Origin of the sequence: Serratia sp. PL17 (genome assembly GCF_017832355.1) — a bacterium.
GTDB lineage: Bacteria > Pseudomonadota > Gammaproteobacteria > Enterobacterales > Enterobacteriaceae > Serratia.
Genome location: NZ_JAFIBY010000001.1, coordinates 1,213,530 through 1,229,218, shown reverse-complemented (window position 1 = coordinate 1,229,218; position 15,689 = coordinate 1,213,530). Strand labels below are relative to the sequence as shown.

12 protein-coding genes are annotated in these 15,689 nt (G+C 57.9%); 5 read left to right on the top strand and 7 right to left on the bottom strand.

The annotated features are described in order from the left end of the window. Positions 1-102: 102 nt before the first annotated feature. Positions 103-1,272, top strand: a complete 1,170-nt coding sequence (locus JOE25_RS06055) for a cupin domain-containing protein (RefSeq protein ID WP_209633240.1) — start codon at positions 103-105, stop codon at positions 1,270-1,272. 33 nt (positions 1,273-1,305) lie between these two features. Here the strand turns inward: JOE25_RS06055 and JOE25_RS06050 are convergent, their stop codons facing one another. From JOE25_RS06050 to JOE25_RS06040, 3 genes are read right to left on the bottom strand one after another with little or no spacing between them, the layout of a single operon-like run. After that, positions 1,306-2,610 carry a cytochrome c gene (locus JOE25_RS06050; RefSeq protein ID WP_209633238.1) on the bottom strand — a complete coding sequence of 435 codons (1,305 nt, stop codon included), beginning with the start codon at positions 2,608-2,610 and terminating at the stop codon, positions 1,306-1,308. Positions 2,611-2,621: 11 nt separating this feature from the next. Continuing rightward, entirely contained in the window at positions 2,622-3,080 is a 459-nt protein-coding gene (locus tag JOE25_RS06045) for a (2Fe-2S)-binding protein (RefSeq protein ID WP_209633236.1), read from the bottom strand. Positions 3,081-3,094: 14 nt separating this feature from the next. Further along, a complete protein-coding gene (locus JOE25_RS06040; protein ID WP_209633234.1) occupies positions 3,095-5,302 on the bottom strand; it encodes a molybdopterin cofactor-binding domain-containing protein in 2,208 nt (735 codons plus the stop codon). Positions 5,303-5,540: 238 nt separating this feature from the next. On the opposite strand from JOE25_RS06040, the gene JOE25_RS06035 reads away from it, so the two are divergent. Next, positions 5,541-6,035, top strand: coding sequence for a DUF1003 domain-containing protein (locus JOE25_RS06035; protein ID WP_037414954.1), 495 nt, complete (start codon positions 5,541-5,543; stop codon positions 6,033-6,035). Positions 6,036-6,186: 151 nt separating this feature from the next. Beyond that, entirely contained in the window at positions 6,187-7,344 is a 1,158-nt protein-coding gene (gene hpxO, locus JOE25_RS06030; RefSeq protein WP_209633233.1) for an FAD-dependent urate hydroxylase HpxO, read from the top strand. 174 nt (positions 7,345-7,518) lie between these two features. Here hpxO and JOE25_RS06025 read toward each other — a convergent pair whose 3' ends face one another. The 4 genes from JOE25_RS06025 to JOE25_RS06010 form a co-directional block, all read right to left on the bottom strand. Further along, entirely contained in the window at positions 7,519-11,094 is a 3,576-nt protein-coding gene (locus JOE25_RS06025) for a molybdopterin cofactor-binding domain-containing protein (protein ID WP_209633231.1), read from the bottom strand. Further along, positions 11,087-11,629 (bottom strand): (2Fe-2S)-binding protein, encoded by a 543-nt coding sequence (locus JOE25_RS06020; protein ID WP_209633229.1) that lies wholly within the window; start codon positions 11,627-11,629, stop codon positions 11,087-11,089. The genes JOE25_RS06025 and JOE25_RS06020 overlap by 8 nt, the downstream gene beginning before the upstream one ends. A 147-nt stretch (positions 11,630-11,776) precedes the next feature. Next, positions 11,777-12,250 (bottom strand): MarR family winged helix-turn-helix transcriptional regulator, encoded by a 474-nt coding sequence (locus tag JOE25_RS06015; RefSeq protein ID WP_209633227.1) that lies wholly within the window; start codon positions 12,248-12,250, stop codon positions 11,777-11,779. 66 nt (positions 12,251-12,316) lie between these two features. After that, on the bottom strand, positions 12,317-13,375 hold the full coding sequence (locus tag JOE25_RS06010; protein ID WP_209633225.1) for a 2,5-dihydroxypyridine 5,6-dioxygenase: 1,059 nt from the start codon (positions 13,373-13,375) through the stop codon (positions 12,317-12,319). A 329-nt stretch (positions 13,376-13,704) separates the two neighbouring features. Between JOE25_RS06010 and JOE25_RS06005 the strand changes: the two genes are divergently transcribed. Further along, positions 13,705-14,856, top strand: coding sequence for an FAD-dependent monooxygenase (locus JOE25_RS06005; RefSeq protein WP_314589557.1), 1,152 nt, complete (start codon positions 13,705-13,707; stop codon positions 14,854-14,856). Continuing rightward, positions 14,853-15,647, top strand: a complete 795-nt coding sequence (locus JOE25_RS06000) for an alpha/beta hydrolase (RefSeq protein WP_209633221.1) — start codon at positions 14,853-14,855, stop codon at positions 15,645-15,647. Before JOE25_RS06005 ends, JOE25_RS06000 begins: the two co-directional genes overlap by 4 nt. Positions 15,648-15,689 lie beyond the last annotated feature (42 nt).

The window sequence follows — 15,689 nt, the reverse complement described above, 5'->3', positions numbered from 1 at the left end:
GTCGCCGAACATTTTAACGCGGCAATAAACGCCTGCAGTCAATAAACAAACCAATAAACACGCCGATACTTCGGCAAATACTCAATATATTGGAGGAATTATATGTTATCGCGTCGTGATATATTAAAAGCCTCTGCGGTAAGCGCAGCGGCAGCCAGCGTCATGGGGGCTATGATTAAATCCGCCAGCGCCGACGAACATCGCAATATTGTCCCACCCAGTACTTTCCAACCCGCCGCCGATGTACAAAACGTTTATAAGTATGTCTTTGCCAACAGTAAGAAACGCAGCCTGCCCAAGGGGTGGGCCAGAGAGGCCACCGTCGAACAATTCCCGATTTCTGAAGGCGTCGCCGGGGTAGATATGACATTGGAACCGGGCGGCGTACGTGAGCTTCACTGGCACGCCATTGCCGCTGAGTGGGCATTTATGCTGGAAGGCCATGCGCGCATTACCATCATCGATCCGGACGGAAAGTGTGAAGTGGCGGACTTTGGCGCTGGCGACGTCTGGTACTTCCCCAAAGGCTATGGGCACTCGATACAGGCGCTGGCAGACGGCGCACACTTTGTCTTAACCTTTGATAACGGTCATTTTTCCGAATTCGGTACTTTTAGCATTACCGACTGGGTAGCGCACATGCCTAAAGAGGTGTTGGAAAAAAGCGTTAATATGCCTGCATCGGTATTTTCCAAAGCCAAACAGGGTGAAGCCTATATTGTCGGCGGCGCAATTCCGCCGGCGTTGCCCCTTCCCACCCAAGATGGCGGATTGAATAACGCCCCGCTGGCCCATCGCTATGAATTAATGAAACAAAAACCTTTCTTTGAAAATGATGCAGGCAGCGTTCATTTGGTGTCGTCAAAAGAATTTCCTATTTCAACCACCATGACCGGAATTATAGAAATCGTCAAACCTGGTGCAGTGCGAGAATTGCACTGGCACCCCAACGCCAATGAATGGCAATACTATATTTCCGGCAAGGGTCGCATGACGGTATTTAGTTCACACGGTCATGCGCAGACATCTGAATATGCACCGACCGACGTCGGTTATGTCCCGCAGGGTTTTGGTCACTACATTGAGAATATGGGCGATGAGGATCTTAAGGTGTTAATTGTACTGGATAACGGCATTTACCAGGATATTTCGCTGTCTGACTGGCTGGCAAAAACGCCGGCCTATCTACTGGCTGATAACTTCAATAATCAGATTGCCGACTGGCAAGATCGCCCCAAGGATAAACTGGTGATGTCCCGCCGCAGAGGTTGATGGATAGCGAGGGGGTAACCCCCTCGCCAACGGCTACTGCTTGCGCTGTTCCGCGACCTGCTTGGCCGTTACCTTCCCTTGTTTTTCACCAAACTGACCGACGACGTAGTTAGCTACCGCAGCCACTTCCTCATCCGAATATTGGGCCCCAAAGTCCGGCATAAATTCGTGCTGCTCACCGATACTGATACGCGTACCTTTCAGAATGGCCTGCACCACGCTGCGGCCCTGGGGATCGTTGACTGCGGTGCTGCCAACCAACGACGCATATTTGCTCTGGCGGCCCGTACCGTTCCACTGGTGGCAACCACTGCAATCCCCCGCAAATAAACGGCGTCCCAGTGAATCTTCCTGCCCGCCCGGCAATATCGCGCTGGACGACGTTGCCCCCTTCGGCTGCAGATTGACCGCGCTGGCACTGTCGGTGGCGATAGGCTCGATATTGCGCAGGTATTTCACCAGCGCCCGATTATCCTCCGGCGTCAGGTACTGCAGGCTGTTCTCTACTGCTTCCGCCATCGGGCCAGAAGCGCTGCTGCGGCCTTCCGCATGACCGGTTGCCAAATACTGCGACAGTTGCTGCTCGCTCCAGCCCCCAATACCTGTTTGTGGGTCCGGGGTAATATTGGCGGCAAACCACCCCTGGATCACCTCACCGCTAAGGTTTTTGCTTTGATTGATGCCAAAGCCCAAGTTGCGTGGCGTGTGGCATTCGCTACAATGCCCCAACGCCGTGGCCAGGTAAGCCCCACGGTTCCACTGTTCATCCTGATTCTGGTTGGGTTCAAAACGTTTCTCATTGAAAAATGCCAGGTTCCAGAACTTCATGCCCCAGCGTTGGTTAAACGGAAACGACAGCCCATTTTCCGGGTTGGCTTGCTTCACGGGCGGCAAGCTAAACAGGTAGGCTTTGATCGCCAATACGTCGTCGCGGCTCATCGCAGTATATGAGGTGTAAGGCATGGCGGGATACAGATTCCCCTGTGGCCCAACCCCCTCACGCACAGCACGTACAAACTGATCGTCACTCCAGCCACCGATGCCGGTTTCTTCGTCGGCGGTAATGTTGGTGCCATAAATGGTGCCGAACGGCAGTTTAAAGGCAAAGCCACCGGCAAAAGGTTTCCCGCCTGGTGCCGTGTGGCAAGCCACGCAGTCGGCGGCACGGGCAAGATATTCACCGCGAGCCAGCTTAACGCTCATCCCTGCCGGGGCTCCGGCGATAGGGGCTGTGGGCTCGGGGCCAACCGGGCGTAACAGGGTATAGAGCGCGTAACCGCCCGCTATCACCACGATTACGACAATCAACCATAATAGCCATCTCAGGGCGTTGCTCATGGGTTTCTCCCTTAATCCAACGCCTTGGCGGCCTGGTGGATGGCAGCGCGAATGCGCACGTAGGTAGCGCAGCGGCAAACGTTGCCACTCATCGCCGCGTCAATATCGGCATCGCTCGGATTTTTGCTCTGTGTCAGCAGGGCACTGGCACTCATAATTTGACCGGATTGGCAGTATCCACACTGCACTACGTCCAGATTGACCCAGGCCGCCTGCACCGCTTTGCCTGCCGGTGTTTCGCCGATCGCTTCGATAGTGGTGATTTTCTTGCCCTCAGCGGCTGAAACCGGCGTCATGCATGAACGCACCGGCACACCGTCCAGGTGGACAGTACAAGCACCACACATCGCAATGCCGCAGCCAAATTTGGTGCCCGTCAGGCCGGCTTCATCACGTAAAAACCACAGCAGCGGCATGTGGGGATCGCCATCAAACGTCAGCGGTTGGTCGTTCACGGTTAAAGTTATCATGCTGTTCTCCTTGATCAGACGCTGGCGTCGGGGTTAGGTCGATGAAATGGCAGACTAAGCGAAGTCCGCGGCCGCCCGAGCAACGCCAACGCATTGCCGACCGCAGGTGCAATCGTGGGGACACCGAGTTCCCCTACGCCAGTGGGTTTCTCCGTTGAAGGCACAATAATCACGTCTATTTCCGGCATTTCATCAATGCGCAGTGGGCGGAAATTGTTGAAGTTGGATTGCTCAATCACGCCATCTTTCAAGGTGATGTTGCCGTACAGCGCGATGCTCAGGCCATAACCAATTCCCCCCTCAATCTGTGCACGAATCACATCGGGGTTGACTGCCACACCGCAATCCACCGCACACCACACTTTGTGCACTCGTGGAATACCGCCTTCGCCGATAGAGACCTCGGCTATCTGCGCCACCAGCGTATCGAACGCCTTGGCAACACCGACGCCACGCGCCCGCCCCTCCACCACTTTCGCACCTTGCCAATTGGCAGCTTTGGCCACCGCACGCAATACCCCTGCCTCACGCGGCGCATCTCCCATCAACGCCAAACGCCCCTCGACCGGATCCTGCCCGGTCTCTTGCAGCAGTTGATCGATAAAGCTTTCCACCGCGTGACCGGTATGGGTACTGGCGACCGATCTCAGTGACGTCGTCGGCACCTTACCCGGCACGATATGCGCGTCGCAGCGGAAACTTTCAAAGCTATAGGGCACCTCACTGGCACCTTCAACCATCATCTGATCGAGGCCGTTAACCACCAGTGCCGTCATCGCGCTGTTAAGCGTCCAGGAATGGCCGACGATGGTATCGCTCCAGGCCACCACCTTGCCGCCACGGATCGCACCGCGCATCCGATGCAAGATCATCGGGCGGTACCACCCATTGCGAATATCATCCTCACGCGTCCAGACCACCTTCACGCCGTGGCCTGGGCCAATGGCCTTGGCCGCCGCCGCCATATCCGCTGCCAGATCCGGCCCCAGCGTTGGATTACCCAAATCAATACGTCGCCCAAAACTGCCGCCAGCCAAAATGGTTTCAATTTCTACTTTGTCCGGCGGCAGTTGGAACAGATCGCACAGCTGTTTATGATCGAGGGTTTGGATCTGGCAGCCGTATCGCGCCTTGACGCTTTCGCCATCCCAGAACAGGTAACCGTCCAAGGGTTCCATCGGCGCATGAGCAACGTACGGGAAGGTGTATTCCGCCTCGATGACCTTATCGGCTTTATTAAAAGCGTCATCCAGATTGCCGTGGCTTTTCGCCACGACGCCGGCCTTTTGGGCCACCTGCCGGAACTCGGCAAAGATCTGTTCGGTGTTGCGGCGTTCTGCCTGCGAGTCATCCCACTCCACCTGCAATTTTTCGCGTCCCTGGATCGCCGCCCAGGTGTTTTTGGCGTACACCGCTACGCCGGTATCGGTCAGTTTCACCGTAACGACGCCCGGCACCGCCAGCGCCTTGCTGGCATCAAACGAGGCCACCTTGCCGCCAAAGCGCGGCGGCTTTTTGATGGTCACCGTCAGCATGTCCGGCTCATGAATGTCCTGCGTAAATTGTGCCGTGCCGTTGGTCTTCGCCAGTGAATCCACCCGGTGCAGGCCGCTGGCCTTGCCGATCAGGGTAAAATTGGCGGGGTCTTTGAGTGTCAATGTGGCGGGATCGGGTGGCGGCAGTTGGCTGGCTAACAGGGCAAACTCACCGAAGCCTGCTTCACGCCCACTGGCAGCATGGCGGATCTTGCCCGCCTGCACGGTAATTTCCTGCGCTGATGTTTTCCAACGTTGCGCGGCGGCCTGAACCAGCATCGCACGCGCCATGGCACCCATGCGGCGCATCTGCTCGTAAGCATTGGCTACCGAGCTGGAACCCCCGGTGCCCTGGAAACCGAATGACAGGTTTTTGTAGACGTTGGTGTCAACCGGCGCGGCAACCACCCGCACCTGCGCCCAGTCGGCGTCCAGCTCTTCGGCGACCAGGGTCGCCATGCCGGTGTACACACCCTGGCCCACCTCGGTGTGTTTACTGATTACGGTGACAATCCCTTCCTGGTCGATCTGCACGAAGGCATTGGCTGCATGAGGATTGTTTTCAGGCACGGAGGCGGAGGATGAGCGGGCCAGAGCGCCGGTAGACGGCAGGTAGGCTCCGATCACCAGCGCACTGGCGCCGACGATAAAACGCCGCCGGGTAAGCGGGACTTCGGGTAGATTCATTGCTCATAGCTCCAAAATGCCGATCAACCTTAATCAATGCGGCGAAATCATTCTTTTTATGCGCACCGTCTGCATGCACTAGCGCGACAGGCTAATAGTTAGCGTAGTCTATTATTTTGATTGTTTAACATTCGAACGCGGTTTTCTGTGGTGGATTTGTGCTGTGTCTTGCGCGGGGATTTCGGCCCCCATGCTATAAATGACATCTTTCTTCATTACATTCACGAGTGTGAACGCCATGTCGCAACCCAATAAAAAGTTTCGTTTTTATCGCCCGTTGAAAAGCCTAACCCACACCTTTGGTGACCAATGGTTTGCGTTGAAGGCAGAGGCCTTTGCCCGCTTTTTCGGTACACCGACGTTTTTGGTCGGCCAGACCGTCGTCGTTGCCGTCTGGATTTATCTCAATCTGGCAGGCTTCACCAAGTTTGACCCCTATCCATTCATTTTGCTGAACCTGGCATTCAGCCTACAGGCCGCTTATGCCGCCCCGTTGATCTTGCTTGCACAAACCCGGCAGGCCGAGCGCGATCAGGCACATGCTCTGACCGATGCTCAACACCGTGAGGATTTGGATGAGGCCATGGCGCAAAGGCAAACGCTCGCTGCCCAGCAATCTGATCAGTTACTGGCGCTGTTAAAACAAAACACAGAATTAACCGCCCTGACGAAACAAATGGCAGAGCGCATTGAAAACCTGGCAATTCAGTTGGCAAACCGGGATCGCACCTAGCGCAGTGACTTTTCTGGTGCAAAAGTACGCGGCCATTTTCCTGTATTGCACCAATGAGCATCAGGCGGCTGCCTGATACCGCGCCAGCGCCCTGTTTACGGGCTGGTATGGAAATTGCTTCTCCTCAGCATGGCTTATGAAGGAGAAGAACATGAAAGCAATCGTCATTGGCGGCGGCATTGGCGGTCTGTGTACCGCCATCGCATTGAAGCGTTGCGGCATCGACACCGAGGTGTTTGAAGCCGTCAAAGAGATCAAACCGGTTGGCGCTGCAATTTCCATTTGGCCCAACGGCGTTAAATGCCTTAATTATTTGGGGATGAAAGAACCGTTGCGGGCGCTCGGCGGTGCCATGCACTACATGGCGTATCAGGAGTATCGGCACGGCCAGACGTTGACGCGCTTTAGCCTGGAGCCGCTCATCGCCAGCGTCGGCGAACGCCCTTACCCGGTAGCCCGCGCCGAACTGCAAGCGATGTTGCTCGAGACCTACGGCCGGGATCAGGTGCGTTTTGGCAAGCGCGTCAGTGGCATTGAAGAAACGCCGGAAGGCGTGACTGCCTGGTTTGAAGACGGTAGCCAGGTCAGCGGCGATTTCCTGATCGCCGCCGATGGCACCCATTCCGTCATTCGCCCGTATGTGCTGGGCCATGGCGTTGATCGCCGCTACGCCGGTTACGTCAACTGGAACGGGCTGGTGACCATTGATGAATCCATCGCGCCAGCCGATCAATGGACTACCTTTGTTGGCGAAGGCAAACGCGTGTCGTTAATGCCGGTATCCGACAACCGTTTCTACTTTTTCTTCGACGTTCCACTGCCCACCGGGCTGGCGGAAGATCGCAGCACCGCGCGTGCCGATCTACAGCGTTATTTCTCTGGCTGGGCCGAGCCGGTGCAAAAACTGATTGCGGCGATCGACCCCAACACCCTTAACCGCATAGAAATCCACGATATCGAACCTTTCGAACAACTGGTTCGCGGTCGCGTGGCATTATTGGGCGATGCCGGGCACAGCACCACACCGGACATCGGCCAAGGCGGATGCGCGGCAATGGAGGACGCCGTAGTACTGGCGATTGCCTTGCAGACAAATTCACTGGGTATTGAAGATGCGCTGCTGCGCTATCAGGAAAAACGCGGCTATCGCGTGAAGGATTTGGTGCTGAAAGCCCGCAAACGTTGCGATGTGACTCACGGCAAAGAAATGGAGATCACCCGCGGGTGGTATGAAGAGCTGAAAACCGAAACCGGCGAACGCATTATCTCTGGCATGAAAGAAACCATTATGGGCGGGCCGCTGGCCTGAGTCGCTTATCTCTTTGCCCGTCGTCTGTTTTTTTCCGCCATTTTGGTAACAATAATGGCTCTTGGGCATTTCACCTGCCTGCTGACAGGTGAAATGCCTGTCTGCGGCCTCCTCCTTAAGGCGCCGCACAATACAAAAGGACGCAAGCTTGCTTGCGCCACTTTCTGACAGCCGCTAATGACTACCAGGATTAGCGCGTAACCTGGCTACCTGCGCCTCAACCCCGGACCAGGCCGGTTTGTCAGCGGCATAGCGCTGGCGCAGATAGTTCACCAAATCCGCCACTTGTCGATCGGAAAAGCTGTCCTTGAAGCCAGGCATAAAACCCAGTTCGGTGGTGGCCGGTTTGGCGATGCCTTGCAGGATCACGTGGATCAGGTTGTCCGGCCGCTCGCTGAAAATATTGGTGTTATTGGCCAGATCAGGACTGACGCCAAACAGTTGCGGCCCGCCGCTGGCGGCGCTGTGGCAGGCCTGGCAGGCCCCCTGAAACAGGCGCTCACCGGCCTGCTGACCCAATGCGGGTTGCAGGCTGGAGGCCAATTTTACCTGCGGTTCCAAATTCAATTGCGTCGGACTGCTCAGGGATATCAGGTAATTGGCCATCGCTCGCACGTCCGATTCCGGCAACGTCGCCAGTTCGCTGACCACCGGCCCCATCGGCCCTGCCGCGACGCCGTGTTCGGTTGAATGACCGCTGCGAAGATACTGGAACAGTTGATCCTCGCTCCAGGGTTTATCCGCATTGGCCAGTTGGTTCAGCGCCGGCGCCTCCCAGCCGTCCACCATCGCGCCGGCCAGGAAACCGGGGCCGCCCTTTTCCGCCCCCATCAGGTTGCGCGGCGAATGGCAGGCCGCACAGTGCCCCAACCCATTGACCAGATATGAACCCCGGTTCCACTGCGCAGTTTGCATTGGGTTCGACTGGAACTCACCCTGACGCAAAAACAGCGCATTCCAGCCGGCCATCAGCGGGCGCAGATTAAACGGAAAACGCATCTGGTTAGTCGGATTAGTCTGCGCGACCGCCGGCTGCGACATCATATAGGCATACAGCGCCTGCATATCGCCGTCGGTCATTTTACTGAACGACGTATAGGGAAATGCCGGATACAGATGACGACCGTCACGGCTGATACCTTGCCGCATCGCCCGGTCGAAAGCCGTAAATGACCAGTTGCCGATCCCGGTTTCCACGTCTGGGGTGATATTGGTGCTGTACAAGGTGCCGAACGGCGTTTCCATCGCCAGCCCCCCCGCATTGGTCGCCCCCTCAGAGGCGGTGTGGCACACCGCGCAATCCCCCACGGCGGCCAGTTGACGACCGCGCTCCAGAGTGGCCGTCGACCAGGTACTCGCCCCTGAGGTGGCCACCGGGGCAATCTCGGCCCGCCACGGCAACGCCGTCGTCGCGACACCCAATACGGCACCGAAAATACCGACCGCACCGCCGAACCACCATTTGCTGCGTTTGGGTTTTACCGGTGGCGCAGGTTCCTGCCGGGCGCTATCCGGGCCGTTCAACGCCTCGCGCAGACGATCGGACGTGATCGGCAACTCGCGAAAACGAATGCCGGTAGCGTCGAACACCGCATTGGCAATGGCCGCCGCACTGGGTACCGAAGCAGACTCTCCGGCCCCCAACGGGGGATCATAAGGCCGCGGCATCATCACCACATCCACCTCAGGTACTTCCGGGAACGTCAGGATGGGGTAAGCGCCCCATTCCTTACTGGAGATCGTCGACGCCTCGAAGGTCACCCGTTCTTTCAGCACCCGGCTGGTCGACTGGATCACGTTACCGTGGATCTGGTGACGCACACCGTCCGGGTTGACCATCATGCCGGCGTCGTGCCCGACCACAATACGCGTGACCGCCACTTCACCGCTGGCCTTGTCGATCGCCACATCGGCGACCCAGGCCGCCCAGGCGGCACCAAAACCGGGGAATTTACTGTGAATGTAGCGCGCATAGGCAAAACCGCGCCCGCGCAGCACACCGTCTTCCGCCGCGGTTTGCATCGGTTCGGTATGTGGCGTCCAACCTGCCCGTTCGGCGGTGCTGAGCATCAGTTCGGTGGCGCGTTGATCTTTGATATAACGCAGCCGGTACTCGAGCGGATCCACACCGGCAGCGGTTGCCAACTCATCGATATAGGACTCGTGAGCGAAGGTATTCGGCAGTGCCGACACGCCGCGCATCCAGGAGGCACGCACGATGGGCGCCATATCCTCAATGCTAACGCGCAGCTCGGGGTATTCATAAGGCGGCACCGAGGTGCGATCGCCCATCTCATAGGCCACCGGCACCGGTTCGACCATCCCGGTCAACAACAGTGCCAGCGTGGGTGCACCGTTGGACGGATAATAGGTACGAAAATCATAGGCCACCGGATGACCGGCGGCGTCCAGCCCACCGTCAACTTCCATCAGTTGTGCGGTGCCCTTAGGTTCCCACAGGTGTTCCTGCTCGCGGGTGAGCTGAACCCGCACCGGGCGGCCCACCGCGCGCGACAGCAAAGCCGCATCGGCGCAAACATCATCGGCACAGTTACGGCCGTAGCAGCCTGCAGCTTCCATGCGGATTATCTCGATCTGTTCTTCCGGGTATTCCAGTAACCAGGCGAGATCGGCACGCAACAGGTGCGGGTTCTGGCTACCTGACCACACCTGCAACTGCTGCGGTTGGTAGTCCGCCAGCGCGCAGGAAGGACCGATAGAGGCGTGCAGTTGGTACGGCCACAGGTAGCTGCGGGTAAAGCGCCTATCGGCGGCAGCCAAAGCCGCATCCACGTTACCGGTGTCATGCACCACCCGCGTAGAATGCGGGTTATCGCGCAGCGCCTGCGCCACGTCGGTCATCTGCGGGAGGTTACGCCGCCAGTCCTTCCAGCTCACCTGCAGCGCCTGCGCCGCCTTGATCGCCTGCTCCTCGCGCTCGGCGACAATGCCGATAAAATCCCCGATCACCACCAGTTTAATGATGCCGGGAATATGAGCAATTGACTGTTCTTCTACTGCCAACAGGCTGGTACCGACAAACTCGCCGCTGTCGTAACCGGCATACGGCGGCCGCACCACCCGCCCGTGCAGCATATTCGGCAGCCGCATGTCGTGCACGTAAGTGGATTCGCCGGTGGCCTTGGCCGGAATATCGACGCGTGCGGTGCTGGTGCCGACCAGCCGGTAGTCGGCCTGCGGCTTGAGTGGCGCATCGCCGGAGATCGGCAGTTTAATATGCACCCCGTTAACCAGTTCGCCATAGCTCACCGCGGCTCCCTGCGGGCTGACAATGGTGCCGTCGTTCAACGTCAGTTGCTCAACCCTAACGCTAAAGCGCTGCGCTGCCTGCGCCAGTAGCCAGCGCCGTGCCTCGGCGGCGGCATTGCGCAGCGGTATGGCGGAAATTTGCAGCGTGGCGCTGGCAATGGTGGCGCCCTGATTCGGCGTGCTTTCGGTATCGCCTAACACCATGCGTACCTGGTCCATGCGCAGATAGAGTTCTTCGGCGACAATCTGCCCCAGCGCGGTGCGAACACCGGTGCCAAGATCGACATGGCCGTTGAAGGCGTAGACTTCGCCGCTGTCGCAAATGGCGATGAACAACCCCTGTTCTTTGGGTTTCAGGCTCGGGGTCTGGCCTTTCGGCACCAGGCCCGGCGGGGGTTGGATCTGATCGATAATCAGCAAGGTGCCATGACGTTGCAATAATTCGGCCTGGCTCGGAAATGAGGAATGGGCGTCAGTCATGGGGCGAGATTTCCTCACTGCGGCAGAGAATGATGGCGCGCTGAACCGCACGCAGGATTTCGATATGGGTGCCGCAGCGGCACAGGTTGCCGGACAGCGCCTGACGGATCTCGCCATCGCTGGGCGACGGGTTGCGATCCAACAGGGCCTTGGTGGTCATGATCATGCCGTTCAGGCAGTAGCCGCACTGGGCCGCCTGTTCTTCGATAAAGGCACGTTGCACCGGATGCAGATGCTCGCGATCGCCCAGCCCTTCCAGTGTGGTAACGGCATGCCCGGTCATGCCCAGAGCCGGGATCACACAGGCGCGTGCGGCAATGCCGTCAACCAACACCGTGCAGGCACCGCACTCACCCAGGCCACAACCGTATTTCGGGCCGTTAAGCGCCAGATCGTTACGCAATACCAGCAGTAGGGGCGTATCCGCCATGACCCGGGTATGAATATCTTCGCCGTTGACTGACAGCATCAGCGGATGCTCCGTCAGTATTTTTACCGCGCCTTCCCTGGGCAATTGCACTTCAGCTATCGCCATTTTTGCGTCTCCGCCTGCGCTCTGGTTATACCCGCCATCGTTCAAATCGCCGCTGGGTGCCCAGCGTGAAAGCCAGAGGGTATATATTGTGGGCCGTGACCTCGCCGCCACCGCCTTCACCAGATAACCGCAGTTGCGGGTGGCGAATCAGGTGGCCGGCGGGTCCTCCAGCATTTTATTAAGCAGGAACATCAGTGCTATACGTTCGGCCGGATTAAGCGTACCGAAAGTTAATTCTGTGATCGTCGCCGCATGCGGCAGTGTTTCCGCCAACAGCGCAGCGCCGTTGGCGGTCAGCCCGACCACCACTTTGCGTCGGTCGATCGGATCCGGCATCACGGTGATCAATTCACGCGCCTTGAGACGCTCGACAATACCGCGAATGGTCGCCTGATCGACCGCCGTCGCCTGCACCAACTCGGTCAACGAACTTGGGCCCATGTCACGCACCGCGCACAGCGTAATAAACTGCACGGCGGTCAATTGCGAATCGCCAACGTTCTGCTGGAAAATCGCCACGTGGCGCTGATAAACCTTGCGCAGCAGGTGCCCGACTTGTTCAGTAAAATGATAATTTTCGGTCTTGCCGTTCTCTGCAGCCGGGTATTCGGGGGGCGTCATTGCGTTACTCTCACCATCTATGGAAACCACCGAGAATAGTACAAACCCCCACGTTTAACAGCAAGGTTAACCCTGGTTGACCCGCGATGCCGCCGGTGCCACCACTTCGCCATTCGCCACCACCGTAGCCCCGTCCAGGCTGATGTCGCAATGGCGCAGCGCGATGTCCATATGGCACGGCGTTTTGCGCGTGCCGCCGACTTCAGTATTCGGTCCGGTGGAGAACAGGAAGTTGCCGTAGAAGGCGCGTGCATCCATACACATACCGTCGTTTTTGTCGTGTAAACCCATCGCCGTCCACTGCGCCCGTGGCTGCAAGCCCCAACCGATATGCGAGATGCCGTACACCTCCGGGTCGTTGAAATACTTCATATACTCCCGCAGATATTCCGCTTCAAAGCCACCGTGAATACGCGTAACAAAGCCTTTGTCGATCTCCAGCGTAATGCGCTCACGCGCATAGCTCTTGAACGGCAACAGAATATCGCCCACCTCCAGCACCAACACCCCTTCCGCCTGTTCTTCATTCGGCCAGGTGAACAAGAACCCGCTCGGCCAGTGATCCCAGCGCCCCGGTTCGTCGGCATAGCCGTATTCGGTCACCGTCGGGTATTGCCCCAGCGGCGCACGGAAATCGCTGCCGGCAGCAGACTTCACCTGCATCAGTTTGGCCTTCTCCAACACCGTGGCAGCCGCCAATACCCGTGCTTTGTCCTCTGCATTAGGCAACATCCGTGCCAACACCTCTGGCGGTTCGACGGCCAGCAGAATACGCGTGCCGGTTTTCAGGATCTGTTCCTGCTCCGGTGAGTGCAGCAGCATCATGGTGTCGACAATCAGATCGGCCGCCTCCAGTGCGCGCTGCGCCGCAGGGTTACCGGTCAGCGCCGTGTCGCCGCAGTAAGCCGTCATGTCATTGCCCATGGCACGCGGATGGTTGAATGACGGCAGTTCTACCGCATAAACCTTGGCACCCAGCCGTAACGCCGCATCGGTGGCAGCACGTACCGTACGCGCATCGGAATAGTGGCTCTTCAGGATCGCCACGCTTTGCGAAGCATCCACCTTCGACAGCCTAAGTACCTGCTCGAACAGTTGAACCAACTGACTATCATTGACCGCCATAGTGTATCTCCTGTCTCGCTATGGGTTGGACGACGCACCCGGCGCCGATGAGGTTATTTTGCGCAAATTAAAGTGAATACGCTCTTTTAATCATATAATCCCAAAATCAGACAGGAAGCAACACTCCGCGATTACCCATAAGTAATTCCTATTTTAAGCCCTATCCATCCTGTGATTAACATGAGCTTAACAGAAATCGGCGATTGATTAGCGTGAGCCAGATCTAAATTAACACTTGTGCAACTTTTCAATATAAAGCGTATACACTATAAACCAATCATCCGGCGTCACTGCGGATGACGGGTAAAAAACCAACAGTCAGGGGAAAAATGATGAGCAAACAACAACGCATTGCCGTAGTCGGCGCCGGTCTGGGTGGCGCAGCAGCAGCCGGTCTGCTGCAGAAAGCCGGCTTTGCCGTCGACCTGTACGAACAGAGCCCAGTGTTTTCACGCCTGGGGGCCGGTATCCATATGGGGCCGAACGTACTGAAGATTTTCCGCCGCCTCGGTATTGAACAGCCACTGGAGCAAATGGCCTCGCACCCGGACTTCTGGTTCAGTCGCGATGCCGAAAGCGGTGACTATCTGTCGCGCATTGAGCTGGGGGCCTTTGCCCGCAAAGAGTACGGCGCGGCTTACGTGACGGTACACCGGGGCGATTTGCAGGCCTTGCAGATGGCCGCCTTGCAACCGGGCAGCGTGCATTTTGGCAAGTGCCTGAGCAAAATTGAGGAACGCGACAATGAAGTGGTGCTGAACTTTACCGATGGTACCCAGGCCAGCGCCGATATCGTGATTGGCGCCGACGGTATCAACTCCCGCATTCGCGAACACCTGCTGGGCGCTGAAGCGCCGACCTACAGTGGCTGGGTCGCCCACCGTGCGTTGATCCGCGGCGAAAAACTGGCCAAATACAACCTGAGCTTTGAAGACTGCGTGAAGTGGTGGTCGGCAGATCGCCACCTGATGGTCTACTACACCACCCAAAAACGTGATGAATACTATTACGTCAGCGGCGTGCCTCACCCGGCGTGGGATTTCCAGGGCAGCTTTATCGACAGCAGCCGCGAAGAAATGTACGAAACCTTTGCCGGCTATCACCCGATTGTGCAAGCGCTGATCGAGTCCAGTGAACAGGTCACCAAATGGCCGCTGTTGAACCGTAAGCCGCTGCCGCTGTGGAGCGAAGGCCGAATGGTGCTGCTCGGCGACGCCTGCCACCCGATGAAACCACACATGGCGCAAGGCGCGGCGATGGCGATCGAAGATGCCGCCATGCTGGCGCGCTGCCTGCAGGAAACCGGTTTGACCGACTACCGTACCGCTTTCCAACTGTATGAAGCCAACCGCAAAGAACGCGCCTCCCGCGTGCAGGCCGTTTCCAATGCCAATACCTTCCTGCGTACTCAGGAAGATCCGGCCTGGGTCTACGGCTATGACCTGTACGCGCAGGCGCTGAAGTCGGAGAACGCCGCATGAGCCACTTCCTTTATGGCGCCAACGTGCAGGCCAACGGCATTCGCCAGCACTACCTGCGTTACGGGGGGCAAGGCCCGGTAGTGATCCTGATCCCCGGTATCACCAGCCCGGCGATTACCTGGGGCTTCGTTGCCGAACGGCTGGCCGAGCGCTACGACACCTACGTGCTGGACGTGCGTGGCCGTGGCCTGTCCGCCAGCGGACCGGATCTGGCCTATGACGCTGAAACCTGCGCCGAGGACGTCAACGCCTTCGCCGCCGCATTAAAGCTGGAAAACGTCGCTCTGCTTGGCCATTCGATGGGGGCGCGCTTTGCACTGCGCGCTGCCGCGCTGCAACCGGCTGGCGTACGGCGTTTGGTATTGGTCGATCCGCCGGTTTCCGGCCCCGGCCGTCGTGAATATCCGGGGAAATGGCCCTGGTACGTTGATTCGATCCGCCAGTCGCTGCAGGGGATGGACGCCGAACAGATGCGCAGTTTCTGCCCGAGCTGGAGCGAACAACAGCGCCAACTGCGGGCCGAGTGGCTGCACACCTGCTACGAACCGGCGATTCAGCGCGCCTATGAAGATTTTCATCAGGTCGACAGCCACCGCGACTATCCCTCGCTGAGCATGCCGACGTTGCTGATGATTGCGGGCCTTGGTGGCGTGATCCAAGCGGAAGACGAAGCGGAGATCCGCCAGTTGCAGCCGGAAATTACCCTGGTTCACGTTGAAAAAGCCGGCCATATGATCCCGTGGGACGACTTCGACGGTTTCTTCCACGCCCTGGGCGATTTTCTGGATTAATTAAGGAACCTTTGTCATGAGCAAAAATTACCGTATCGGCCA

Excerpts from the sequence above, each read along its gene's own strand:
- JOE25_RS06040 (WP_209633234.1), bottom strand. The coding sequence starts at position 5,302 with ATGAATCTACCCGAAGTCCCGCTTACCCGGCGGCGTTTTATCGTCGGC.
- JOE25_RS06000 (WP_209633221.1), top strand. The coding sequence starts at position 14,853 with ATGAGCCACTTCCTTTATGGCGCCAACGTGCAGGCCAACGGCATTCGC.
- JOE25_RS06035 (WP_037414954.1), top strand. The coding sequence starts at position 5,541 with ATGTCGCAACCCAATAAAAAGTTTCGTTTTTATCGCCCGTTGAAAAGC.
- JOE25_RS06025 (WP_209633231.1), bottom strand. The coding sequence starts at position 11,094 with ATGACTGACGCCCATTCCTCATTTCCGAGCCAGGCCGAATTATTGCAA.
- JOE25_RS06015 (WP_209633227.1), bottom strand. The coding sequence starts at position 12,250 with ATGACGCCCCCCGAATACCCGGCTGCAGAGAACGGCAAGACCGAAAAT.
- JOE25_RS06005 (WP_314589557.1), top strand. The coding sequence starts at position 13,705 with ATGATGAGCAAACAACAACGCATTGCCGTAGTCGGCGCCGGTCTGGGT.
- JOE25_RS06055 (WP_209633240.1), top strand. The coding sequence starts at position 103 with ATGTTATCGCGTCGTGATATATTAAAAGCCTCTGCGGTAAGCGCAGCG.
- hpxO (WP_209633233.1), top strand. The coding sequence starts at position 6,187 with ATGAAAGCAATCGTCATTGGCGGCGGCATTGGCGGTCTGTGTACCGCC.
- JOE25_RS06010 (WP_209633225.1), bottom strand. The coding sequence starts at position 13,375 with ATGGCGGTCAATGATAGTCAGTTGGTTCAACTGTTCGAGCAGGTACTT.
- JOE25_RS06020 (WP_209633229.1), bottom strand. The coding sequence starts at position 11,629 with ATGGCGATAGCTGAAGTGCAATTGCCCAGGGAAGGCGCGGTAAAAATA.
- JOE25_RS06045 (WP_209633236.1), bottom strand. The coding sequence starts at position 3,080 with ATGATAACTTTAACCGTGAACGACCAACCGCTGACGTTTGATGGCGAT.
- JOE25_RS06050 (WP_209633238.1), bottom strand. The coding sequence starts at position 2,610 with ATGAGCAACGCCCTGAGATGGCTATTATGGTTGATTGTCGTAATCGTG.